A 22,279-nucleotide genomic window follows, 5' to 3' on the forward strand; every position below is an offset into this window, starting at 1 on the left:
CTGGCGCATTTCGTCGGTTGAGATTGCCTCTAACGAGGCTTTGCCGCGGGCGCTTCCCCTGTCGCCCGCAGGCCAGGTCAGGCAGATGCGGGGTTTCCTCCCACCCGCAGCCTGGCGAAACGGGCGCCTCTCACACAGGCGCCCGTATTTTTTTGACCTGAAGTGAGCCCGTCAGGCTTTCGCGCCGCGCCGGCCGGCACCGAAGACAGGGTCTGCTTTTGCGGATGCTTCGTCGAGCGGCCAGCGTGGCCGGGCCGATGAGGCGAGCCCATCTGTTTCACACAGGCCAGCGGCAAGATGTTCGGCCCCGGCAAGAGCAATCATGGCGGCATTATCGGTGCAGTGGCGCAGGGGCGGGGCGATCAGGCGCGCGCCCTGCGCGGTGGCGGCCGTCTCCAGCGCGGCCCGGATGGCCTTGTTTGAGGCAACGCCCCCGGCGACCACGAAGCGCTTGTCGCCGGCCCCCGCGTCAAACCCTTCCAGCGCGCGGCGGGCCTTTTCCGCCAGCACGTCACAGATCGCGGCCTGGAAGCTGGCGCAGATGTCGGCCTTTTCCGCTTCGCTCTTTGCGTTTGCGGACGCGCGGGCCACGGCGGTCTTGAGGCCGGCAAAGCTCATGTCGAGACCGGGGCGGTTCAGGAGCGGGCGTGGAAAGTCGTGGGCCTTCGGGTCGCCGTTTCGCGCCAGGGCTTCCACCGCCGGGCCGCCGGGAAAGCCGAGGCCGAGGAGCTTGGCCACCTTGTCGAAGGCTTCGCCCACCGCGTCATCTATTGTTGAGCCGAGGCGGCGATAGTCGCCCAGGCCGCGCACGTCCAGGAACTGGCAATGCCCGCCCGAGACAAGCAGCAGGAGATAGGGAAAGGGGCAGTCTTCACTGAGGCGGGGGGAAAGCGCGTGGCCTTCCAGATGGTTGACCGGGATGAAGGGCTTGCCGGCGGCCTGGGCGATGGCCTTGCCGGTCATCAACCCGACAAGCACGCCGCCGATGAGGCCGGGGCCGGCTGTAGCGGCGACGCCGTCAAGCTCAGCATAAGAGAGGCCCGAGGCATTCATGGCGGCCGCGACGGTCAGGTCAGCCAGCTCGGCATGCGCGCGGGCGGCGATTTCCGGCACGACGCCGAGATAGGGCGCGTGCTCGGCCAGCTGTGTGCGGATCACATCTGACAGGAGCGTTGCCCGGCCATCCTCATAGCGCAGCACGGCGGCGGCGGTCTCGTCGCAGCTTGTCTCGATACCGAGGATCGTCAGGGACTTGCTCATCGCCCGCATATAGCGGGGGCGGGGGCAGGATAGAAGCGGCTAAGTCAGGGCGCCTCTGGCGTGGCCGTCTCTGGTGCAGGCGGGCCGGTGAATTCGGCGTCGATCCAGAACTTCACCTCATCGCCCACGCCCATGTCCGAGCCTTCGGGCGGCAGGCCATACGTCATGCCGAAGGCCGAGCGGCTGAGGCTGCCCGAAGCGTGGAAACCTGCGCGGGCGTTCGGATCATAGGGCGGGTAGCCCGGATAGGCGCCATTGAAATGGGCCTTGAAGGTCAGAGGCAGGGTGGCGCCCATGAAAGTGAGGTTGCCGGTCACGTCGGCGTCTGCCGGGCCGGTCTGCCGGATTTCAGTGGAGGTGAAGGTGATGTCCGGGAAGGCCGCGGCGTTGAACCAGTCCGCCCCGAGCAGCGTTTCAAGGAAGCCATCAGGCGGGGTGGGGATGGTCAGCGAGGTGGGGTCCACCGTGGCCGTCAGGGTGGCGGCTTCCGGCGCGGCGGGGTCAATCGTCAGGGTCGCGTCAAAGCGCGTGAACTGGCCGACATAGTTTGAAAAGCCCAGATGATCGGCGGCGAAGACAAGGCTCGCATGGTGCTTGTCGAGGTTATAAACGCCGGCGGCCGCGCCATTTGCCAGGGCGGGATCGGGGACGATCGGGGCCATTGCGGCGGCGGCTGGGGCAGCGCCCGCGGCCGGGGCAGCCGGCGCGGCCGCCTCTGGTGGGCTGGCGCAGGCGCTGAAGCTGAAGGCGGCAAGCAGGAATGTGGCAATCGGGCGGGCGGGCATGGAGAACTCCTTTCGCAGTCAGGCGTGCCCTGTGTGCACCTTCCGGGGCGGCGTTACCAGCCAGGAAATAACGGCGCGGGGCGGGCAGGAAGGCCTGCGGACAACTGACGAGATAGATGAAATTTCACCGGCTGCGCCAACGGCTTCTGAGGGTCTTGCTGACAGGCTTTGCAGAATCGGACGTGGAAGGAGCAACCGATGGGACGCAAAAGCGGTGTTCTGGAGTTTCGCCGGCCGAAACAGCGGTATGTGCCGGTGAAGCGCCGCGCGAGCAAATTCCGGCCAAAGGGGCTTTCCTCGCGGGCCTATGGGCCGCACTCGGTGGGACCGATGCTGCGGATGTGGATGTTGGTTACGGTGTGCGTTCCGGCATTGGCTTGGGCTGTCTTTTCCAATCCGTTTTGACGCGGATCGAATAGCGCTTGATTGTCTTGAGGGCAGGCTGGCAGACTTCCGGTGTCTTCACTTTGGAGAAAACTGGGAGTTGCACATGACCACCGCGATACTTCTGCCTGTTGCCGTACTTGTTGCCTGGACGCTGATTGTCTGGGCGTGGATGCTCGCCACGCGTGTTCCGGCCATGCAGAAGGCGCGGCTGCACCCGGAGAAGGCCAAGCATACGCGCGGGGATGCGTGGAACGCGCTGCCCTCTGAAGTTCGTCAGATAGCGGACAATTATAATCATCTGATGGAGCAGCCGACGATCTTTTATGCGATCGCGCTGGTGCTGGCGGTCAGCGGTGAGGCTGGCTTGATCGATGTGGGGCTTGCCTGGGCATATGTTGGTCTGCGGATCATCCACTCGCTCTGGCAGGCGACGAAGAATGTCGTGATGATTCGGTTTTACCTTTTCGTGGTGTCCACGCTGATGCTGTTCCCGCTGGCGGGGCGGGCGATTTATCTGCTGGTGAGCTGAGGCGGGCGTTGGATGGGGATCAATCCCCATCCATCCTGAGCGCGGCCACAAACGCTTCCTGCGGGATTTCCACCTTGCCGAACTGGCGCATGCGTTTCTTGCCGGCGGCCTGTTTGTCGAGGAGTTTGCGTTTGCGCGTGGCGTCGCCGCCATAGCATTTGGCGGTCACGTCTTTCCTCATGGCACTGATGGTTTCGCGCGCGACGACCCGGCCGCCGATGGCCGCCTGGATCGGGATTTTGAACATCTGGCGTGGGATCAGCTCTTTGAGGCGCTCGCACATCTGACGGCCCCGGCTTTCGGCGCGGTCGCGGTGGACGAGCATGGCGAGCGCGTCGACAGGCTCCTCATTGACGAGGATCTGCAGCTTGACGAGGTTTTCGGCGCGGTGGCCGATGAGGGTATAGTCAAAGCTCGCATAGCCGCGCGAGATGGATTTCAGGCGGTCGTAAAAGTCGAACACCACCTCGTTGAGGGGCAGTTCGTATTTCACGCAGGCCCGTCCGCCTACGTAGGATAGCTCGATCTGGATACCGCGGCGATCCTGGCAGAGTTTCAGGATGGAGCCGAGATATTCGTCGGGCGTGTAGATCGTCGCGGCAATCCACGGCTCACGGATTTCGGTGATGCGGACAACGTCGGGCATGTCTGCCGGGTTGTGCAGCTCGATCTCGGTGCCGTCGGTCATCGACATTTCATAGACAACACTGGGCGCGGTCGCGATGAGGTCGAGGTCAAACTCGCGGGAGAGGCGCTCCTGGATGATTTCGAGGTGGAGCAGGCCGAGGAAGCCGCAGCGGAAGCCCATGCCGAGCGCGGCGGAGGTTTCCATCTCCCAGGTGAAGGACGCATCATTGAGGCGCAGCTTGCCCATCGCGGCGCGCAGGTCGTCAAAGTCGCCTGCATCCATCGGGAAGAGACCGCAGAAGACGACCGGCTGCACATCTTTATAGCCGGGCAGGGCTTTGTCGGTCGGGCGTTTGTCTTCGGTGATCGTGTCACCGATCGAGCAATCGCCGACTTCCTTGATCGAGGCGACGAAATAGCCGACCTCGCCGGGGCCGAGAGCATCGGCTTCGGTGAGCTTGGGATTGAACGTGCCGACCTTGTCGATCTCGTAGACGCCGCCGGTGCGCATCATGCGGATCGTCTGTTTCTTCTTCAGGATGCCTTCATGCACGCGCACGATGACGACGACGCCGAGATAGGGGTCGTAATAGGCGTCCACGAGGGCGGCTTTCAGCGGCGCGGTGTGGTCGCCGCCGCGCGGCGGGGGCAGGCGGTTGACGATGGCTTCGAGCACGTCGGGAATGCCAAGGCCCGTCTTGGCCGAAATCTGCACGGCGTCAGAGGCGTCAAGGCCGATGATTTCCTCGATCTGCTCCTTAACCCGGTCCACATCGGCGGCAGGCAGGTCGATCTTGTTGAGGACCGGCACGATCTCATGGTTCTGGTCGATGGCCTGGTAGACGTTGGCGAGCGTCTGGGCTTCCACGCCTTGCGAGGCGTCCACCACCAGCAGAGAGCCTTCGCAGGCGGCCAGACACCGGGAGACTTCATAGGCAAAGTCGACGTGTCCGGGGGTGTCCATGAGGTTCAGCGTATAGGTTTCCCCATCGCTGGCCGTATAGGACAGGCGCACGGTCTGGGCCTTGATGGTGATGCCGCGCTCTTTCTCGATATCCATCGAGTCGAGCACCTGCTCACTCATTTCACGGTCAGTGAGGCCGCCGCAGGCCTGAATCAGGCGGTCGGCTAGGGTCGATTTCCCATGGTCGATATGGGCAATGATCGAAAAATTACGGATTTTATCGCGCGGTGTCATCGGGCGCATATAGCGGGCACTTGCGCGCTGGGAAAGTGGGCGCAGGCGGGCGGGATGTGGGTCTTCGCCTTGCGAGTGCCATAAACGTCAGTTAGCCTTCGTTTTCCCCTTTGGAGGATGACCTTATGGCGGACAACGCAGACCGGGGTACCTCGTCGATCCGGGTGATCGGGAACGACAAGGCCGTAGATCGCGCCGCCGCCAAGGATGCCAAGCTCGAGCGTCTCCACTCGCTGCATGCTGGCAATATGAGCGCCATTGAGACCAAGTATGGCGGGCGCATCGCGGACGCCGAGAACGCCGTCAGCACGATCAACGCCAAATGGGACACAATTCAGGCCGAAGTCGACCGCCAGCCGCGCTATGCGCGCAGTGTGTTCTATTGGCCGTTCATGGTCGCCCTGATGCTGTTCGAGATTCCGGTGAACCGGCTGAGTTTTGAGCTGTTTTTCCGGGAAAGCCCGACCGTTTCGCTGGGCGTGGCCTTCCTCGTCGGGGTCATTCTGGTGACCCTGGCACACCGGCTGGGGCTGGTGCTCTGCCGGTTTGGCTATCATGTGAAAAAATCAGGCTGGGCCGGGCAGATCATTCAGGTGGTCCTGATCTCGGCGATCATCGTGGCCCTGATCTATGGCGTCTCGGTGCTCCGTCAGGGGTATCTGGACTTTGAAACCCAGCCGCAGGCGAGTTTTGCCGACGTGCTGGCCGGTTCGGGCGCCGTGCAGGTGGCCGGAGACATGTTCAAGGCCGGCCTTGGCATTTCCGGCTGGATTTTCTTTGCCATCAATATGGGCATCATCGCGGTCGGCCTGACAGCTGCCTATTTTTCCCACGATCCCCATCCGGATTTTCAGGCGCAGGACATTCAGCTGAAGAAAGCCGAAAAGCAGCTGGCGCTGATCAAGGGCCAGCGGGCTGACGCCGAATCCATCGAGCAGCGCCGCCATGCCAACCAGATCAACAGGGCCAGCGCCTGATCCGATGAACATCATTTCCGGACGCCGGCTCGCCCTGCCGGTCATCGCCCTCTCGCTTCTGCTGTCGGCCTGCTCAGGGCCGGGCGGATCCGGCTTTGTGAACAGCACTCCGGAGGCTTACTGCCAGCTCAGCGAACGCTCGACCCTGTTCCTCATCGACCGGACAACCACCTTTGATGCGGGCGACCAGACCTTGCTGACCGAAAGTCTCGGCAATGTCGTGGACCGGCTCGAAACGGGCGACCGGATCATCATCGCGACGATTTCCGACCATTATTCCAAGACGCGCCAGCTGGCCAATGCCTGCAAGCCGGGCTGTCCTGAGGCGGGCGGCGTGATGGATGAGATTGTCGGCTCGTGCAGCACGATGAAGGCCAAGCAGGACCAGCAGCAGTTCATGGGCAGCCTGGCCACCTCGCTGCGTGATGTCATCACGTCTGCGGAAGATGCGTCGGGGTCTGACATCATCCGCACCATCGGACACTGGACAGGGTCTTCGACGGCGGAGCCCTACACCAGTATCGTGGTGTATTCCGACATGCTGGAAAACAGCGACATGATCGCCTGGAGCAAGTTTTCCTCTCTGCCCGAAGACGAGCTGATGTCGATTGTGACCGGGCATGGCGCGCTGGCGAGGACGCCGGGCGCAAATATTCGCCTGATCGGCTATGGCCGGCTCCATGATGAGGCGCGCTCGCCCTTGCCGGCGGCGCTGGACGCGAAGTTGCGGGGCTTCTGGACACGCTACTTCTTCGAGGGCGGCGGGCAGGTCGAGTTTTCGGCGCGCACTGACGGCTGAGCCTGCGGCAATCCCCGCATTTCTGCGGAGTTGCTTTCGCCGGGCGCTGAACTTAGCGATACTGCCATCGAACCACAGGAGCTTTTTTATGCGTCACCCGATTGGAATCATGATGGCCGGGGCGCTTGCGCTCGGGATTTCGGCGTGCACGCCGGCTGAAACGAGCGCCGAAATCGACACGGGCAACGTTGAGCCGCCCGCCATTGAGGCCGAGCCGGAAACAGAGGAAGCGCCCATGGGCGAGTATGAAATGGGTGAGATGCCCAGCGACGCCGACCAGGCCGCTGCGGCGGACGCGGCGCAGGCGGCGGCCGAGTCGGGCGTCGTCTATGCCGGGGAAGGGCAGAAAGGCGGAGACGTTTCCCTGCCGATGGGGCAGGTGCTCCGGATCGAACTCGAGACGATCCCAACGGCGGGGTATGTCTGGCAGGTCGTTGAGAAGCCTGACTTCCTGGAGCTGGCGGCGGAGAACACCCGGCCCACCAATCCGGCGCTTCAGAACCTGCCGGGCTTTACCGGCGGCAATCATTATATGAGCTTCGATCTCAGAGCGTCTGGCGAAGGCACGGGCGTGATCAAACTGACCGAGAGCCGTCCATGGGAAACCGAAGAGGCCCCGTCCGACACGTTTGAACTGACCGTCACGGTCACGGCTGCGGAGTAGGTAGGCCCCCTCTTGGCAGACACTCAGTCCTCCCCCCCCAAGACCGGCATCAATGCCGAGGGCTTCCTGACCGACAGCTGGTATCTGGCTGCTACCTCGGCGGAGCTGAAGGCGGGCCAGCAGCAGCGGGTGATGATGCTGGGCGAGCCGGTTGTTGTGGGACGGACCCCGGCAGGGGAGGCGTTTGCCCTGCGTGACATCTGCCCCCATCGGCTGGTGCCGCTGTCTGCGGGCCAGCAGGTGGAGACGGCCGGCGAGTGGACGCTGCAGTGCCCCTATCATGGCTGGCGCTTTGGGACCGATGGCGGCTGCAGGCTGATGCCGAGCCTGACCGGGGACAGCCCGTATGATCCGTCCAAGGTCAAAGTGCGCCGCTATCCGGTGCATGAGGCCAATGGCGCGGTCTATATCTATGTGGCGCATGATGCGCGCAGTATTGCGCCGCCAGCTGTTCCGCCCCCGGATTTCGGCCCGCTGCCGGAAAAGCCCGGCTTTGTCATCCATGATGTATTCAATGCGCATATGGATGATGCGGTCGTGGGCCTGATGGACCCGGCGCATGTGCCCTTTGTGCATAATCAGTGGTGGTGGCGCCCGCCGTCTGCAGGTCTCAAGCTCAAGGAAAAGCCGTTCGTGCCGATCACGCGCGGCTGGGCGATTGACCGGCATGCGCCTTCCTCAAACTCAAAACTCTATCGCTGGGTATTTGGCGGCGATGTGATGACGGAGATCTGTTTTCAGCTGCCGGGCTACCGGTGGGAGATCATCTCCAATGCCACTGCGCGCCTGCTGACGCTGACCTGCCTGACACCGGAAGCGCCCAAACGTACACGGATTACCCAGTTTACCTGGTGGACGGGCGCGCCGCTCCTGAAGCTCGCCGTGCCGGTAGCCAAGCGGATGGGCAAGACATTCCTGGCCCAGGATGGCCGGATGGTGGACCTGCAGAATGAAGGCATGGCGCATCAGAAGGCGATGCTGTGGATCGATGACATCGATGTGCAGGCCAAATGGTATCAGATGCTGAAACGTGAATGGACCGCCGCGCGCTGCGAAGACCGTGACTTTGCCAATCCGATCGAACCACGCATCCTGAAATGGATGAGTTGAGGCATACTGCCTCTATCCTGCCCTGAAAAAGCCCCGGACAAATGAAAGGGTGCCCTCTGGCCGAGGCGCGTGATCGCCCCATGTTATGGCCCGCGCCCGCATTCCCCGCCTGGCGCGCCACCAAAAGGACCTGTCCAATGAAAATGTTTCTCTTTGCCGCCGCGAGCGTGTTTGCCCTCGCGGCCTGTTCGCCCGCCGCTGAAGAAGGTACGCCGACAGTCGCTCCGCCGCCTGTGGAAGCCCCTGACACTGCCATGGAAGACACGATGACGGACACCCAGCCCGTCGAAGAGGTCACGCTCGTTGATGTCGTCGCCAATAACCCCGATTTCTCGACCCTGCTTGCTGCTGTGGATGCTGCAGGCCTGAGCGAAACGCTGGCCGGCCCTGGCCCATACACTGTGTTCGCGCCGACCAATGAAGCATTTGCCGCGCTTGCCCCTGGCCAGCTCGACGAGCTTCTGCTGCCGGAAAACAAGGACGACCTGACCCGTATCGTCAGCTATCATGTCGTGCCAGGGATCGTGATGGCCGCCGATGTGCCCGCTGAAGACGCCGCGACGTCCACCGCCAGCGTCAACAATCTTGACCTCTCGGTGCGCCGCATGGCGGACGGTTCGGTGATGGTGAACCAGTATACGGTCACCAGCTCGGACATTCAGGCCTCCAATGGCGTCGTTCACGTGATTGACGGGGTTCTGATCCCCCGCATGGAAGAATAAGCGCTTCTGACGATCGCTTTGCGGTCTTTAAAAGCCGCGTCTGCCCCTTCCGGCAGGCGCGGCTTTTTTGTCAGGACCGCGAACAAAAAGTGAAACTGGCAAGATTCCATTAACCGCCCAGCCTGTTAGGGTGTCGCGCATGAGCACCCCGATTCGAATTCTCGGCATTGATCCGGGCCTCCGCCATACCGGCTGGGGCGTGATAGAGCAGTCTGGCGCCCGCCTGGTGCATATCGCCCATGGCGTGATCGACCCGCCGACCGACCTCTCGATGGCTGAGCGGCTGGGGCATATTTTCGAGGCGGTGGGCGAACTGGCTCGCCATCATGCGCCCCATGCGGCCGGGGTTGAGGAAACGTTGGTGAACGCAAACCCCCGCTCGGCGCTGAAACTGGGCCAGGCGCGCGGGGCGGCGATGGCGGCGCTGGCGATGGCGGGTGTTTCGGTCGCTGAGTTTGCGCCCCGGCAGATCAAGCTCTCCGTCGTCGGCACCGGCACGGCCGACAAGGATCAGGTGAAATTCATGGTCCAGCGCCTGCTTCCCAGGGCAGGGGAGATGAAGCTCGACGCCGCCGACGCGCTTGCCTGCGCCATCTGCGCGGCGCACCATCTGCCGCTGCAGATGAAGCGGGGCGCGGCATGATTATAGGTCGTCTCAAGGGCGAGGTTGCGGCCATCGGGCTCGACCATGTGCTGATTGACGTAAACGGGGTGGGCTATGTCGCCCTCGCGGGAACGCGCCTCCTGGCAAGGCTGCAGACGGGCGACGCGATCACCGCGCATATCGAAACGCGCGTGACCGAAAGCTCGATCACCCTCTTTGCCTTCGCCACCGATGAAGAGCGCGCCTGGTTCGTGCGCCTTCAGGATGTGCCGGGCGTTGCCGGAAAGTCCGCCCTCGCCATTCTCGACGGGCTTTCCCCGGCTGACATCATGGATGCCATCGCGCTGGGCGATGCGGGCGCCTTCACCCGCGCCAAGGGTATCGGCAAGAAGCTCGGGGAACGGATCGTTACCGAGCTGGCCGGCAAGGCGCCTCCTCTGGGACGGTTTGGCAAATTTGAAGTGGCCGCTGTTGCGGGCCTTGCCTCTGCCCAGCCGGCCTCGGCAGCCACCGGCGCACGGGGCGAAGCGGTCAGCGCGCTGGTCAATCTCGGTTATTCGCAGAGCGAGGCCGCCAGGGCTGTGGCGGCGGCGGCCAAGAACGGGGCTGAAGAAGTTGGCGCGCTGGTCAAAGGCGCGCTGAAGGAACTGGCCAGATGAGCCGCGAGGGCGCCCTCTCCGATCCCAACGCCCAAGGCGGGGATGCGCTCGACCGCGCCCTCCGCCCACAGACGTTTGAGGATTATGTTGGCCAACGCAAGGCAAAGGCCAATCTCAAGGTTTATGTCGAGGCGGCGCGCGGGCGCAAGGAAGCGCTCGACCATGTGTTGCTGTTCGGCCCGCCCGGCCTGGGAAAGACCACGCTGGCGCAGATCCTCGCGCGGGAGATGGGCGTGGGTTTCCGCGCCACCTCCGGGCCGGTGATTGCCAAGGCGGGCGATCTTGCTGCCATCCTTACGAACCTTGAGCCCAATGACGTGCTGTTCATTGACGAGATCCACCGCCTGCCGGCCATCGTGGAAGAGATCCTCTATCCCGCGATGGAGGATTACGCGCTCGACCTGGTGATCGGGGAGGGGCCAGCAGCGCGCTCCGTGCGGCTCGATCTCGCGCCGTTCACACTGGTGGGCGCCACCACGCGCGCCGGCCTTCTCGCAACGCCGCTGCGGGACCGGTTCGGCATCCCCGTTCGTTTGGAATTCTACGAACCCGAAGAGCTTGGCCGCATCGTCATGGCGGCGGCCCGCAAGCTCGGTGTTCCGATCACGGAAGATGGTGCGGTGGAGATTTCCGCCCGCGCGCGCGGTACGCCGCGTATCGCGCTGCGCCTCTTGCGCCGGGTGCGCGACTTTGCCGAGGCCGAAGGGGCCGACATCAACCGCGCCTCAGCCGCCCGCGCGCTCAAGCGGCTCGAGATTGACGAAGATGGGCTCGACGCGCTCGACCGGCGGTATCTGCATGCGCTGGTGAAAACCTATGCGGGCGGGCCAGTGGGCGCCGATACGCTCGCGGCGGCCTTGTCCGAAGCGCGCGACGCGGTGGAAGATGTGATCGAGCCTTACCTGATGCAGAAAGGCTATGTGGCACGCACGCCGCGCGGGCGGGTTGCTGCGCCGCTCGCCTATGAGCGGTTGGGGCTGAAGGCGCCGAATGGCCAGCAATCTGCCCTTTTTGGTGAAGACGAAGACTGATCAGCCCGCATCATCTGTCCCGGCTGCTCCGCCGCCCATCGCCCACAGAAGGCCGATAATTGCGCCCTTGATCCGGGGAAGGAGCATCAGTACTGCCAGGATCGCAAACGCCCCCAGCGCGGGCAGGGTGAGCCAGATCGGCCAGCTTTCCTGCCGCGCGCTGACGAATGTCATTCCCGCGAGAAACGGCCCGAGGATCAGCACCGTCAGCCAGGGCGGCCCGTCTTCAGCGCGGATGCGCCCGATCGGCGCGCCGCAGGCTGCGCACTGGCCTACTTGTTTGAGATACCGTGCGTAAAGCTTTCCCCGTCCGCATTCCGGGCAGCGGTGGCGCAGCCCGCGAAGCAGCGGGCGCCAGGCGGGCGAAGGGGCCGGGGAAGGGAGGTGTGGCTCGGGCATGGCCCTGCTTACACCCGGCTGGCCTCCCCCTGTTATGAGGGATGACGCCGCATGGAGGCCCTGCTAGCTTCCGGTCATGGCGCTGGGATGGGATAAGATAGAACAGACAGAAGGCTTTGCCGGGCTGCGCGCCCACGCAGAGGCGCAGGTGCTGCCTTTGCTGGAGGGCGCGGACCTGCGCCCGGTGGACGCAAAGGCGCTGACGGGGCGTCTCGGCGGGGCGGTGTCGGGCGGGTTCATTTTCTTTGTCATCAGCTTCCTGATCGTTCAGGGGCTTTTGCCAAATAACTGGTGGGGCGAAACGCTCGTCTTCATTCTTTTCCCGCTTCTCTTTCTGGGCAGCATTTTGGGGGCCCTTTTTCTTTTCCGGCGCAGCCTTATTCGGGTGCTGATGGACGCAAAGGCGCGGTTCATCATCCGGGGCCGGGCGCTCTCGGCGCTCTCTGCGCCTCTGGGGCTTTCCTATGTCGCAACGCCCGGCGGCGCGCCCGCGCCCCTCAAATGGCTGGCCCAGCAATCCTGGGCGCCGGCTGAACTCCGCGATCTGACGGCCACGTTCGAGGCGGAAGGTGGCATGGATGATGCGGTGGCCGCAGCGCGGGAGGCAGGACTGATGATTGAGTCCAATGTCTATGTCGTCGGCACCAGGGAACAGAAGGAACGCTATCAGGAGATGGCCGCCACTCAGGCGACGGTGGAAGACGGTTTCCACGGTGTTCGGCGCGGCATCGGATTTGATATGTTCGAATGGGTGGAGCGGGTTGAGGACGCGCCCGACATTCATCATCTGGTGATTGTATTGGACGCGCCGCTCGATCTGCACGGGATCACGCAGCTCAGGGCGCGCAAGGCGGGGTGGCCGCAAGAAGCCTCCCCGGCACGGTTTGAGGAGATTGACCTTGGTCCGAAAGCCTTTGACGCGGCCTACCGCCTCCGGTCTACCGATCAGGTGGAGGCCCGCGCGATCTTCAATCCGGCGGTAATCGAGCGCGTGATCGGTCTGGCGCATGATGGCAAGTTTCGCGCTGTCGCCAAGGGGCGGCGTCTCGTGTTCGACTTTCCCGGCGTGAACCGGTTTTCCCTGATCGATGTCGTCACTGGGGACTGGAGCGAGGACACGCTGCGGCAGACGGCTTCGGACATGGCAGAAGCACTCACCCTCGTCGATACGCTCGCCCACGCCTTCATGCTGGCGCGCAAGTCTGATACGGGCACGGTATGAGCTTACCTGATCTTGATTCTGAAAACTTTGACGTGGCCCGCCAGCACTGGATCGCCGTGCGCGTCTATTATGAAGACACAGACTTCACCGGCATGGTCTACCACGCCAACTATCTGCGCTTCTTTGAGCGGGGCCGGTCAGATCATCTCCGCGATGCGGGTATTTCCCATCAATCGCTGCTGGCGCGCGAAGACCCTGCCGCCTTCACGCTGACGAATGTGAACGTCACCTATCGCAAGCCCGGCAGGGTGGATGATCTTCTGCATATCCGCACGCGCTATCTGGGCATGGATGGCCCGCGTATCCGCTTCTCTCAGGCCTGTCTGCGGGAAGGGGAGGTGATCGCTGAGGCCGAGATCACTGCCGTGATGATCCATGCGGACGGGCGCCTGCGCCGCCCGATCAAGGAAATTGCAGAGCGGCTGGAAGCTTACAGGTGGATGGCGGGTTAACGGCGCTGCGGGGTGCCGAAGACATCCCGGGCTCTGACCAAATTCAGGCAATTTCTGAATCCCAATGCACCGCTTTATGTGGGCCGTCAGCGCGGCTTAAAGATTAAGAATCCGCCATAATGGCTTAACCATCATGCAGTATCGCTCATATCGACTGAGCAAAGCCTGCAACACGCCGTGTTTCTGCCGGATTTGCGATAGATTACAGAGCGGAAATAACCAGTGCCCGCAGTTGAACCCCCCCACGTTTCTGCTACCGCAGGAGCCGTCCGGGGCAGGGTGAGTTGCCCCGGCAGGCCAAGGAGATAACGAGACCCATGGAAACGGACGCAATCGGCACGGTTGCCAGCCATTCGGATTTTTCCCTGATCAGCCTGCTGATGGCCGCTGATCCGGTCGTGAAGCTTGTGCTGCTTGCACTGTTCCTTGCCTCGGTCTGGTCCTGGATCGTGATTGGCGAAAAATTCTTCAAGCTGGGCGGTCTCAAAAAGTCATCGCGCGATTTTGAAGAAGCCTTCTGGAGCGGCCGCGCCGGCGAGATCGACATGCGCCCCGGCCAGGGCGGCAAAGACCCCGCCAGCCGGGTTTTCATCTCGGCAGCCCGTGAATGGGCCGACGCGGGCAAAGGCCCTGTCTCTGTTGAGGCGACCGCCATTGTCAGCCGCGCCGAGCGCTCGATGCGCGCGGCCGTTGACCGCGAGATCGGCCGGGCCAGCGCCGGGCTGTCGGTCCTGGCCACGATTGGCTCTGCCTCGCCCTTCATCGGCCTGTTCGGCACCGTCTGGGGCATCATGAACGCCTTCCTCAACATTGCCGAACAGCAGGATACGAGCCTGGGCACGGTTGCCGGCCCGATTGCCGAAGCGCTGTTTGCCACCGGCCTCGGCCTCATCGCCGCTATCCCGGCGGTTATCTTCTACAACAAGTTTACCAGCGACCTGACCAAGCTCGGCGATCAGCTTGATACCTTCTCTCAGGATGTCCTCGTGCGCCTTTCCCGGCGCGCGTCGGATGCAACACGCGATTAGGGCGGGGCGGCAATGGGTCTGATCCTCGGTTCTGGTGGCAAAGGCGGGCGGCGCGGACGGCGCGCCCTGAACGCCGAAATCAACGTGACCCCCTTTGTGGATGTCATGCTGGTGCTGCTGATCGTCTTCATGGTCACCGCGCCAATGCTGGTGCGGGGCGAACAGCTGAACCTGCCGCGGACAACCTCCGCGCCGATCAAGTCCGATCCCAACGACGCCCCCTTGACCGTCTGGGTCAAGGCCGATGGCACGGTGCTGATCCAGCAGACGGAAATGGAAATCGAAGGCCTTGGCGCCCAGCTCCAGGCGATTGTCGGGGAGGGGTATGACAAGGACGTCTTCCTCTATGCCGACGAAGCTGTGCCCTACGGCATCGTGATGCAGGTGACGGCCGAAGTGCGTGGCGCCGGGTTCACCCGCATGTCCTTCGTGACCGAACAAAAGTCCGACCAACCGCGCTGACCGCTTAAGGAACCAATTTCAACCGATGCTTCGTGGCCTGACAGTTTCCGCACTTGTGCATGCCAGCGTGCTGGCCATGGCGGTAGTCTCATGGCCGCAGGACACCAATGATTGCGATGACCAGATCGAGCGCCTGCGCCGCGAGCAGCCGGGCATCAGCTCTGTTGAGATCCTGATGCAGCTGCCCCAGTGCGCGTCGTCAGCGGACCTGCCCATCGACTTCCTTGAAATTGGCCGCATCTCCGATGTCGCCGAGCTGAGAAAATCCGATACGCCCGAGCCCGAGCCTGAACCCGAAGCGGCCCCTGAGCCCGTTGAAGAAACGCCGCCCCCGCCAGAGCCGGAAGCCGCCGAGCCCGAGCCGGAGGTCGAAGTGCCCGACCCGCGCGAGCCTGAGCCGGAACCGGTTGAGGAACCCGAGCCCAAGCCCGAACCCAAGAAAGAAGAGCCCAAACCCAAGCCCAAGCCGGTGGAAAAACCACCCGCCAAGCCGAAGGATGATCTCGACTTTCTGGATGATTTCGAAAGCACGCTTCAGTCCAAACGCGCTTCCGAGCAGCGTCCTGAAACACAGCAGACCGACCGGCCCGTTCTGGCCAATTCAGACCGTGACCAGCAGGGGGCAGGGGAGCGCACCGGCGCCACCGCCTCGCTTCAGGCCGCGCTGCGCCGTCAGATCATGGAATGCTGGACCGGCGTGGATGACCTGCCGCCGGAACACCAGATTGATGTCGTTGTGAGCGTGAAACTGGCCCGTGATGGTTCTCTGGCCGAGGCTGCCAAGCTGATCTCGCCCCGGTCGCGCCCTGTCGGCCGTTCGGGCATTGCTGTTGACCGGGCGCTTCTGGCAGTCCGTAAATGTGGTGAGATCGGGAATTACCGCCTGCCGGCGGAAGATTATGATCTTTGGAAAGATATCAACGTGACGCTTGGCCCGAAACAGGGTTGAGACATGCGCGTCGCAAGAATTCGATGAGGAGTGCGAACTGATGCTGAAACGCCTGATGCCGTTCCTGGCAGTCATCATGCTGGCCGTTGGGCTGGTGGCGCCTGCCAGCGCCCAGCTGCAGGTCCGTGTGGATGAAGGGAACTTCAAACCCACCCCCATCGCCATTCCGGACTTCCAGGTTACGGGCGCCAATACCGAGATCGCCCGCCAGATTACAGAAGTGGTGCGCGCCGACCTCGCCTCCACCGGCCTGTTCGACATGCAGAACCCGGCCTCCTTCATCCAGCGCGACCTCTCGATCAATGCCGAGCCGCGCTTCGCAGACTGGAAGATCATCCGCACGGATGCGCTTGTCGTGGGCGCGTTTGAAGAGCTGCCCGATGGCAAGCTCGCCGTGTCGTTCCGCCTCTGGGACGTTTATGGCGGGGAGTTGATGCGCATCAATGGTGAGCCCGGCCGCCGCCTGACCACCACGCCGGAGAACTGGCGCCGCATTGCCCACAAGATTGCGGACTCGATCTATACCCGCCTGACCGGTGAAGACCCGTATTTCGACACGCGGATCGTCTACATCGCCGAGACCGGCCCGAAGACCGAGCGCGTCAAGCGTCTGGCCATCATGGACAGCGACGGCGCCAACCAGCAGTATCTTACCTCCGGCCGCTCGACCGTGCTGACGCCCCGCTTCAGCCCGTCCTCGCAGGAAATCACCTACATGTCGTTTGAGGGGGGGCGCCCGCGCGTCTACCTCTTCAATATCGAAACAGGCCGCCAGGAACTGCTCGGGAATTTCCCCGGCATGACGTTTGCCCCGCGCTTTGGCACGGATGGTCAGAGCGTGCTGCTGTCGCAGGCCCAGCGCGGCAACACCGATGTCTACATCATGAACCTGCGGACGCGCGAAAGCCGCCGCCTGACGGACCATCCGGCGATCGACACCTCGCCTTCCATGTCTCCGGATGGCAAATCGGTCGTGTTCAACTCCGACCGGGGTGGCACGCCGCAGCTCTATATCATGAACACAGACGGCTCACCGCGCGCCTGCGCGTCGGGCGGCCGGGATACGGCCTGCCGGATCACCTTCGGGCGCGGTCGGTATTCCACTCCCGTCTGGTCCCCGCGCGGTGACCTGATTGCTTTCACGAAGCAGGAAGGCGGAAAATTCTATATCGGTGTCATCGGCACGGATGGCAAAGGCGAGCGCCTGTTGTCGGAATCCTATCTGGATGAAGGTCCGGATTGGTCGCCAAATGGCCGCGTGATCGTTTTCTTCCGTGAGAATCGCCCTGGCGCGGGTGCACAGCTCTGGTCGGTTGACCTTTCCGGCCGGAATGAGCGCCGTGTGATGACCCAAACGGACGCTTCGGACCCTGCCTGGTCGCCGGTTCTGGAATAGTCTTTATTGAACAAGGCGCCTGGCCGGGTGCTTAAAGCCCGGCCAGCACGTCAGAATATGGCCACTTCGTGGCAAAAACAGCACACCGGGAGAAATATTCCCCCGAATACAGATTGTCGCGCTAAAACAGTCAGAATAAGGAAATATAGGCCCGATAAGACGGCCGCCGACATACAGAAGCCGCGAAGCGGTCCGTAAAGTGCCACCTGAAGTAAACTTGGAGCCCCGACACATGCATATTCTACTGAAAGCCTCTGCCGCTGCCGCTCTGCTGGCCGCAACGGCAGCATGCGCTTCCCGTCCTCCCCCGGTCGAAGAACCGGTTACCCCTCCGCCGGTCGAAGAGACCGTCACGGAAACGGAAACCGTTGTCACCGAGCCGGTTGTTGAATCCTCGATCACACCGGGCTCGCTGGAAGATTTCCGCGTGAACGTTGGTGAGCGCGTCTATTTCGACCTCGACCAGTACGGCCTCGACTCTGACGACCAGGAAATCCTGAAGCGTCAGGCAGCCTGGCTGAACGCCTACCCGAACGTTCGCGTTCTCGTGGCCGGCAACGCTGACGAGCGCGGCACGCGTGAGTACAACCTCGCCCTCGGCGAGCGTCGTGCCAGCGCTGCAAAAGACTACCTCGTCAGCCTCGGCGTCAGCGCTTCGCGCGTTGATACCGTCTCTTACGGCAAAGAGCGTCCGGTCGCTGGCGGCTCGAATGACGAGTCGTGGGCAATGAACCGTAACGCATGGACACAGATCGTTTCCGGCGCCACCAGCTAAGGCGTACTGCGTTTACGTGATGAAAAGGACAGCCGGGTGCCATAATTTGGCCCCGGCTGTTTCTTTTATTGCCCAGGGCTGCAGTCTGCCCCCTCGCACCCGGAGATCACCGTCATGCTGAAAGCCTCCCTTACCGGCCTCGCCGCACTAGGAATTCTTGCCACCCCGGCCCTCGCGCAGACGCGCAGCGCGCCCATCGTGAAGGGCGTCACCACCGGGGCGCTCTCCCAGCAGGTGGATCAGACCCGTCAGCAGACGGCCGATCTGATGCTCGAGATCAATCGCAATGCTGAGCGGATCAACCAGCTCAGCGGGCGGGTTGAGACCCTCGAATATGAACTCTCACGCACACGTGATGGCGCCCAGCAGCAGATGCTGGACAATGAAACCCTCGCTCAGCAGAACGCCGATCTGCGCGCGCAGCTTGAAGCGCAGGCGCGTGCGATCACCGCGCTGCAGATGGTTGTGGGTATTGAGCCGACAGAGACCCTGGACACCGGGGCAGCTTCCGGCCCGGCGCCTTCGCCCTTTCCCGCCGCTTCCGGCCAGCAGGCAATGGGGCCGGCGCCCAGCGCGCAGCCAGGCTCAAGCGGCGGACCTTCAGTTCTGACCCCAGCCCCGTCGACCCAGGCCGGCCTGCCGGAAGGGTCGCTGGGAACCATATCTGCCAGCCAGCTTCCTGGGGAAGCCGGTCCGCTCTTCGCTGTGGCCCGTCAGCGCCTGCTCGCGCTCGACTATGCCGGCGCGCAGGAGGCGTTCCAGTCCTTCGTCGATCAGTTCGGCAACGATCCGCAGGCGGGTGAAGCCTATTTCTGGCTCGGCGAAACGCTGCACCAGCAAAATGCCTATGCCGAGAGCGGCCAGGCCTACACGACGATGATCCGCTCCTTCCCGGATGACGAACGCGCGCCCGATGCGCTGGCGCGTCTTGCGCGCTCGATGCGGTTGATCGGGGATACGGCAAAGGCCTGCCAGGCACTCGATACGCTGCCCAAGCGCTATCCGAATGCCTCCAAGGTGGTCCGTGACCTGGCAGCGGTCGAGCGCACGCGCTCCGGATGCTCGGGCTAGGTCCGCAACAGGCGGCCTTTGAGGCAGCGCTCGGCGCGCTGCCTGATCGGTTGCTGGATACCCCCGTTGGTGTGGCGGTTTCCGGGGGCAGTGATTCCCTCGCGCTTCTGATCCTGGCGCATCGCTGGGCCGCCCGGCGCGGGCGGGTGTTGCGGGCGCTGACGGTCGATCATGGTCTGCGCCCGGAGTCGCGGGCCGAGGCCGAGGCCGTTGGTCGTCTCTGCGCGGACATGGGTATTGAGCATGACATCCTGCGTCTTGAAGGCGCCGCGCCACGCCAATCGGCACTGCGGCGCGGACGCCATGCCGCGCTCGCCAGGACAATCGCGGACAAATCTGGACACTTGCTGCTGACGGGGCATACGGCAGATGATCAGGCCGAGACCTTCCTCATGCGCGCCCGGCAGGGGTCGGGCTGGTACGGGCTTGCCGGGATGCGCCCGCTTTCGCTCTCCCCGGTGTGGCCCGAAGGGGAGGGGGTGTTCATTGCCCGGCCACTGCTCGGCATCCGCCGGGAGGCGCTGCGCGCCTTCCTGAGGGACGAGGGGCTGGGTTGGGCAGACGACCCCTCCAACGACAATCCGGCCTTCGAGCGCGTGCGCATGCGCCGCCTTTTGTGTCCGGAAATGTCCCGGAATGTCCCGGTTTTGTCATTGGTTGACCGGTTTCAGACATTAAGAATGATTGAGGATGGCGCCATTTGGCGTTGGATGACCGCGAATGTCCGGGCCGGTGAGGCGGGAATCCATGTCGCATCCTTTGCCGGGCACCCTCCCGAAAGGGCCGCAAGAGCGTTGGGTATGCTCCTTCAGATCGCCGCAGGACGCGAGATGCCTCCCAGAGGGGAAAGCCTCCGCCGCCTCGCCGAAGAGATTGTTTCAAAAGGAGATTTCCGGGGCGCCACGCTCGGCGGATGCCGGATCACGGCCCGCCGCACGCATATCTGTCTCAAGCCCGAATGCGGCCCGCTCCCCCCCGGCACTGCGGCGCGCCTCGCCGCAACCCAGGCCATCCTTTCCGGCAACCCGAATGAAATTGCCGCATCAGCAGGAAAGGAGTCGTTTTTAGAGGATTTGGTGCCTATCTTCTAAACTCGTTCCCGTATGGTGGATCGAGTAGTTTCTGACGGAACCAACGCTATGAATGTCCGGAATTTGGCGATCTGGGGCGCGCTCGCCCTGCTTGTGATCGGTATGGCTGTTATGATGGGCGGCAACCCTGAAGTTGCCCGCGCCGATCCGACTAAGCTGTCCGAGATCTATCAGCTGGCAGAAGACGGCAAACTTGCCGACGCCACGCTGGGCGACACCACGATCATCGCCAAGACCACCGACGGCCGCACGCTGAAAAGCGAGCTGCGCGCGCTGGACATGAAAACCGAAGATATTCTCACTCAGAACAATGTTCCTTTCTCGGTGAAGCCCGATACGGGCCGCAACAATGTGGCCTCCGTACTCCTGTCGCTTTTGCCGATCCTGCTGATCGTCGGCTTTGTCTTCTTCATGATGCGCCAGATGCAGGGTGGGGGCACCCGCGGCGCCATGAGCTTTGGCAAGTCGCGGGCGCGCCTGCTGACCGAAAAGCATGGACGCGTCACCTTTGATGACGTGGCCGGTGTGGATGAGGCAAAGGAAGAACTCCAGGAAATCGTTGAGTTCCTGCAAGACCCTTCCAAGTTCCAGCGCCTGGGCGGCAAAATTCCGAAAGGCGCGCTGCTGGTCGGCCCGCCCGGTACAGGTAAAACCCTGCTTGCGCGCGCTGTTGCCGGCGAAGCTGGTGTGCCGTTCTTCACGATTTCCGGTTCTGACTTCGTCGAAATGTTCGTCGGCGTTGGCGCCAGCCGCGTCCGCGACATGTTCGAGCAGGCCAAGCGCTCGGCGCCTTGCATCATCTTCATCGACGAAATTGATGCCGTTGGCCGCTCACGCGGCGCAGGCCTCGGCGGCGGCAATGACGAACGCGAGCAGACGCTGAACCAGCTCCTCGTCGAGATGGATGGTTTTGAGGCCAATGAAGGCATCATCATCATGGCGGCCACCAACCGCCCGGATGTGCTCGACCCTGCGCTGCTGCGCCCCGGCCGGTTTGACCGTCAGGTGACTGTTGGCAATCCTGACATAATCGGCCGCGAGAAGATCCTGCGCGTTCACATGCGCAATGTGCCGCTCGCCAAGGATGTCGAGACCAAGACGATCGCGCGCGGTACGCCCGGCTTTTCCGGCGCTGACCTCGCCAACCTCGTGAACGAGGCCGCTCTCCTGGCGGCACGCCGCGGCAAACGTGTCGTTGCGATGCAGGAATTTGAGGACGCCAAGGACAAGGTGCTTATGGGGCCAGAGCGCCGCTCGATGGTCATGTCGGAGAAGGAAAAGATCCTGACCGCCTGGCACGAGGCCGGCCACGCTGTTGTGGCGATGAAAGTGCCTGCTGCCGATCCCGTTCATAAGGCGACGATCATTCCGCGCGGCCGGGCTCTCGGCATGGTCATGCAGCTGCCCGAAGACGACAAGCTGTCGATGTCCAAGGTCGAGATGACTTCGCGCCTGGCCATCATCATGGGCGGCCGGGTCGCCGAGGAACTGAAGTTCGGAGATGACAATGTCACCGCCGGCGCTGCCTCCGACATCCAGCAGGCCACACGGCTCGCCCGCGCGATGGTCACACGCTGGGGCTATTCGGACATCATCGGCCCGGTTGATTACGGCTCGGATCAGGGCGACGTGTTCCTGGGCCAGCAGCTCATGCAGTCCAGCCATATCTCGGAAGATACCTCGCGCAAGATCGAGGAAGAAGTCCGTAAGCTGATTGAAAAGGGCAAGGAAGACGCCCGGCAGGTCATGACGGAGTTCCGCAAGGAATGGGAAGCGATCGCGACCGGTCTGCTCGAATTCGAAACGCTGACGGGTGAAGAGATTGCCGGCCTGCTGAAAGGTACGCCGCCGAGCCGTCCGGATATTTCCGATGACGACGCAGGCCCTGCCTCTGCTGTTCCGGTCATCGGTAAGCGCAAGAAGCCGAAAGATGACGGCATTGGCGACGCAGAACCCAATCCGGCCTGACGCCATACAACCACATAGACAAAGCCCTTCCGGTTCACCGGGAGGGCTTTTCTTATCTGGGTGTGGTCCTGGCGTGGACTTCCGGGCGCTTGCCTTTCCTGGGCTGGCCGATAG

Annotated in this window: 24 protein-coding genes; 20 read left to right on the forward strand and 4 right to left on the reverse strand. The window is 63.1% G+C overall.

What is annotated here, in order from left to right; translation table 11 throughout:
- Window positions 1–171: 171 nt before the first annotated feature.
- Together tsaD and HNE_RS00675 are read right to left on the reverse strand one after the other, a co-directional pair.
- Window positions 172–1,260 (reverse strand): tRNA (adenosine(37)-N6)-threonylcarbamoyltransferase complex transferase subunit TsaD, encoded by a 1,089-nt coding sequence (tsaD, locus tag HNE_RS00670; RefSeq protein ID WP_035592339.1) that lies wholly within the window; start codon window positions 1,258–1,260, stop codon window positions 172–174.
- A gap of 44 nt (window positions 1,261–1,304) precedes the next feature.
- The gene (locus tag HNE_RS00675) at window positions 1,305–2,045 is read right to left on the reverse strand and encodes a YceI family protein (RefSeq protein WP_011645171.1); all 741 of its coding nucleotides are present in this window, start codon (window positions 2,043–2,045) and stop codon (window positions 1,305–1,307) included.
- A gap of 198 nt (window positions 2,046–2,243) precedes the next feature.
- On the opposite strand from HNE_RS00675, the gene HNE_RS00680 reads away from it, so the two are divergent.
- Entirely contained in the window at window positions 2,244–2,450 is a 207-nt protein-coding gene (locus tag HNE_RS00680) for a hypothetical protein (protein ID WP_148205771.1), read from the forward strand.
- Window positions 2,451–2,535: 85 nt separating this feature from the next.
- A complete protein-coding gene (locus HNE_RS00685; protein ID WP_035592335.1) occupies window positions 2,536–2,961 on the forward strand; it encodes an MAPEG family protein in 426 nt (141 codons plus the stop codon).
- A 19-nt stretch (window positions 2,962–2,980) separates the two neighbouring features.
- Here the strand turns inward: HNE_RS00685 and lepA are convergent, their stop codons facing one another.
- Window positions 2,981–4,786 carry a translation elongation factor 4 gene (gene lepA / locus HNE_RS00690; protein ID WP_035592358.1) on the reverse strand — a complete coding sequence of 602 codons (1,806 nt, stop codon included), beginning with the start codon at window positions 4,784–4,786 and terminating at the stop codon, window positions 2,981–2,983.
- A gap of 125 nt (window positions 4,787–4,911) precedes the next feature.
- Here lepA and HNE_RS00695 point away from each other — a divergent pair, with 125 nt between their 5' ends.
- The 8 genes from HNE_RS00695 to ruvB all read left to right on the forward strand — a co-directional run bounded on the left by HNE_RS00695 (window position 4,912) and on the right by ruvB (window position 11,352).
- On the forward strand, window positions 4,912–5,763 hold the full coding sequence (locus tag HNE_RS00695) for a hypothetical protein (RefSeq protein ID WP_011645174.1): 852 nt from the start codon (window positions 4,912–4,914) through the stop codon (window positions 5,761–5,763).
- Window positions 5,732–6,562 (forward strand): hypothetical protein, encoded by an 831-nt coding sequence (locus HNE_RS18650; protein ID WP_011645175.1) that lies wholly within the window; start codon window positions 5,732–5,734, stop codon window positions 6,560–6,562. The genes HNE_RS00695 and HNE_RS18650 overlap by 32 nt, the downstream gene beginning before the upstream one ends.
- 88 nt (window positions 6,563–6,650) lie before the next feature.
- A complete protein-coding gene (locus tag HNE_RS00705) occupies window positions 6,651–7,226 on the forward strand; it encodes a protease inhibitor I42 family protein (protein WP_011645176.1) in 576 nt (191 codons plus the stop codon).
- Between the two features lie 12 nt (window positions 7,227–7,238).
- Window positions 7,239–8,336 (forward strand): aromatic ring-hydroxylating oxygenase subunit alpha, encoded by a 1,098-nt coding sequence (locus HNE_RS00710; protein WP_011645177.1) that lies wholly within the window; start codon window positions 7,239–7,241, stop codon window positions 8,334–8,336.
- Window positions 8,337–8,473: 137 nt separating this feature from the next.
- On the forward strand, window positions 8,474–9,058 hold the full coding sequence (locus tag HNE_RS00715; protein ID WP_011645178.1) for a fasciclin domain-containing protein: 585 nt from the start codon (window positions 8,474–8,476) through the stop codon (window positions 9,056–9,058).
- Between the two features lie 139 nt (window positions 9,059–9,197).
- Window positions 9,198–9,701: a crossover junction endodeoxyribonuclease RuvC gene (gene ruvC, locus HNE_RS00720; protein WP_011645179.1), complete on the forward strand. Its 504-nt coding sequence runs from the start codon at window positions 9,198–9,200 to the stop codon at window positions 9,699–9,701.
- A complete protein-coding gene (gene ruvA, locus HNE_RS00725; RefSeq protein ID WP_011645180.1) occupies window positions 9,698–10,321 on the forward strand; it encodes a Holliday junction branch migration protein RuvA in 624 nt (207 codons plus the stop codon). Before ruvC ends, ruvA begins: the two co-directional genes overlap by 4 nt.
- A complete protein-coding gene (gene ruvB, locus HNE_RS00730; protein ID WP_011645181.1) occupies window positions 10,318–11,352 on the forward strand; it encodes a Holliday junction branch migration DNA helicase RuvB in 1,035 nt (344 codons plus the stop codon). Before ruvA ends, ruvB begins: the two co-directional genes overlap by 4 nt.
- On the opposite strand, the gene HNE_RS00735 is transcribed toward ruvB, so the two are convergent.
- A complete protein-coding gene (locus HNE_RS00735) occupies window positions 11,353–11,751 on the reverse strand; it encodes a DUF983 domain-containing protein (RefSeq protein WP_011645182.1) in 399 nt (132 codons plus the stop codon).
- A gap of 76 nt (window positions 11,752–11,827) precedes the next feature.
- Between HNE_RS00735 and HNE_RS00740 the strand changes: the two genes are divergently transcribed.
- The 10 genes from HNE_RS00740 (at window position 11,828) to ftsH (ending at window position 22,165) form a co-directional block, all read left to right on the forward strand.
- Window positions 11,828–12,973 (forward strand): DUF3137 domain-containing protein, encoded by a 1,146-nt coding sequence (locus tag HNE_RS00740; protein ID WP_011645183.1) that lies wholly within the window; start codon window positions 11,828–11,830, stop codon window positions 12,971–12,973.
- A 32-nt stretch (window positions 12,974–13,005) separates the two neighbouring features.
- Window positions 13,006–13,425, forward strand: a complete 420-nt coding sequence (locus tag HNE_RS00745) for a YbgC/FadM family acyl-CoA thioesterase (RefSeq protein WP_324602987.1) — start codon at window positions 13,006–13,008, stop codon at window positions 13,423–13,425.
- Between the two features lie 317 nt (window positions 13,426–13,742).
- On the forward strand, window positions 13,743–14,453 hold the full coding sequence (locus HNE_RS00750) for a MotA/TolQ/ExbB proton channel family protein (RefSeq protein ID WP_011645185.1): 711 nt from the start codon (window positions 13,743–13,745) through the stop codon (window positions 14,451–14,453).
- 12 nt (window positions 14,454–14,465) lie between these two features.
- The gene (locus HNE_RS00755; protein WP_011645186.1) at window positions 14,466–14,915 is read left to right on the forward strand and encodes an ExbD/TolR family protein; all 450 of its coding nucleotides are present in this window, start codon (window positions 14,466–14,468) and stop codon (window positions 14,913–14,915) included.
- A 76-nt stretch (window positions 14,916–14,991) separates the two neighbouring features.
- Window positions 14,992–15,864 (forward strand): hypothetical protein, encoded by an 873-nt coding sequence (locus HNE_RS18810; protein WP_233351961.1) that lies wholly within the window; start codon window positions 14,992–14,994, stop codon window positions 15,862–15,864.
- 40 nt (window positions 15,865–15,904) lie between these two features.
- Complete coding sequence (gene tolB, locus HNE_RS00765) at window positions 15,905–17,260, forward strand: Tol-Pal system beta propeller repeat protein TolB (RefSeq protein ID WP_011645188.1); 1,356 nt, start codon at window positions 15,905–15,907, stop codon at window positions 17,258–17,260.
- Window positions 17,261–17,492: 232 nt separating this feature from the next.
- The gene (pal, locus tag HNE_RS00770) at window positions 17,493–18,035 is read left to right on the forward strand and encodes a peptidoglycan-associated lipoprotein Pal (RefSeq protein WP_011645189.1); all 543 of its coding nucleotides are present in this window, start codon (window positions 17,493–17,495) and stop codon (window positions 18,033–18,035) included.
- Window positions 18,036–18,149: 114 nt separating this feature from the next.
- Window positions 18,150–19,106: a tol-pal system protein YbgF gene (gene ybgF, locus HNE_RS17685; protein WP_011645190.1), complete on the forward strand. Its 957-nt coding sequence runs from the start codon at window positions 18,150–18,152 to the stop codon at window positions 19,104–19,106.
- Window positions 19,094–20,197 (forward strand): tRNA lysidine(34) synthetase TilS, encoded by a 1,104-nt coding sequence (gene tilS / locus HNE_RS17690; RefSeq protein ID WP_011645191.1) that lies wholly within the window; start codon window positions 19,094–19,096, stop codon window positions 20,195–20,197. Before ybgF ends, tilS begins: the two co-directional genes overlap by 13 nt.
- A 48-nt stretch (window positions 20,198–20,245) precedes the next feature.
- Window positions 20,246–22,165 carry an ATP-dependent zinc metalloprotease FtsH gene (gene ftsH, locus HNE_RS00785; RefSeq protein WP_011645192.1) on the forward strand — a complete coding sequence of 640 codons (1,920 nt, stop codon included), beginning with the start codon at window positions 20,246–20,248 and terminating at the stop codon, window positions 22,163–22,165.
- The last annotated feature ends 114 nt before the right edge of the window (window positions 22,166–22,279 follow it).

This window comes from Hyphomonas neptunium ATCC 15444 (genome assembly GCF_000013025.1).
Lineage (GTDB): Bacteria > Pseudomonadota > Alphaproteobacteria > Caulobacterales > Hyphomonadaceae > Hyphomonas > Hyphomonas neptunia.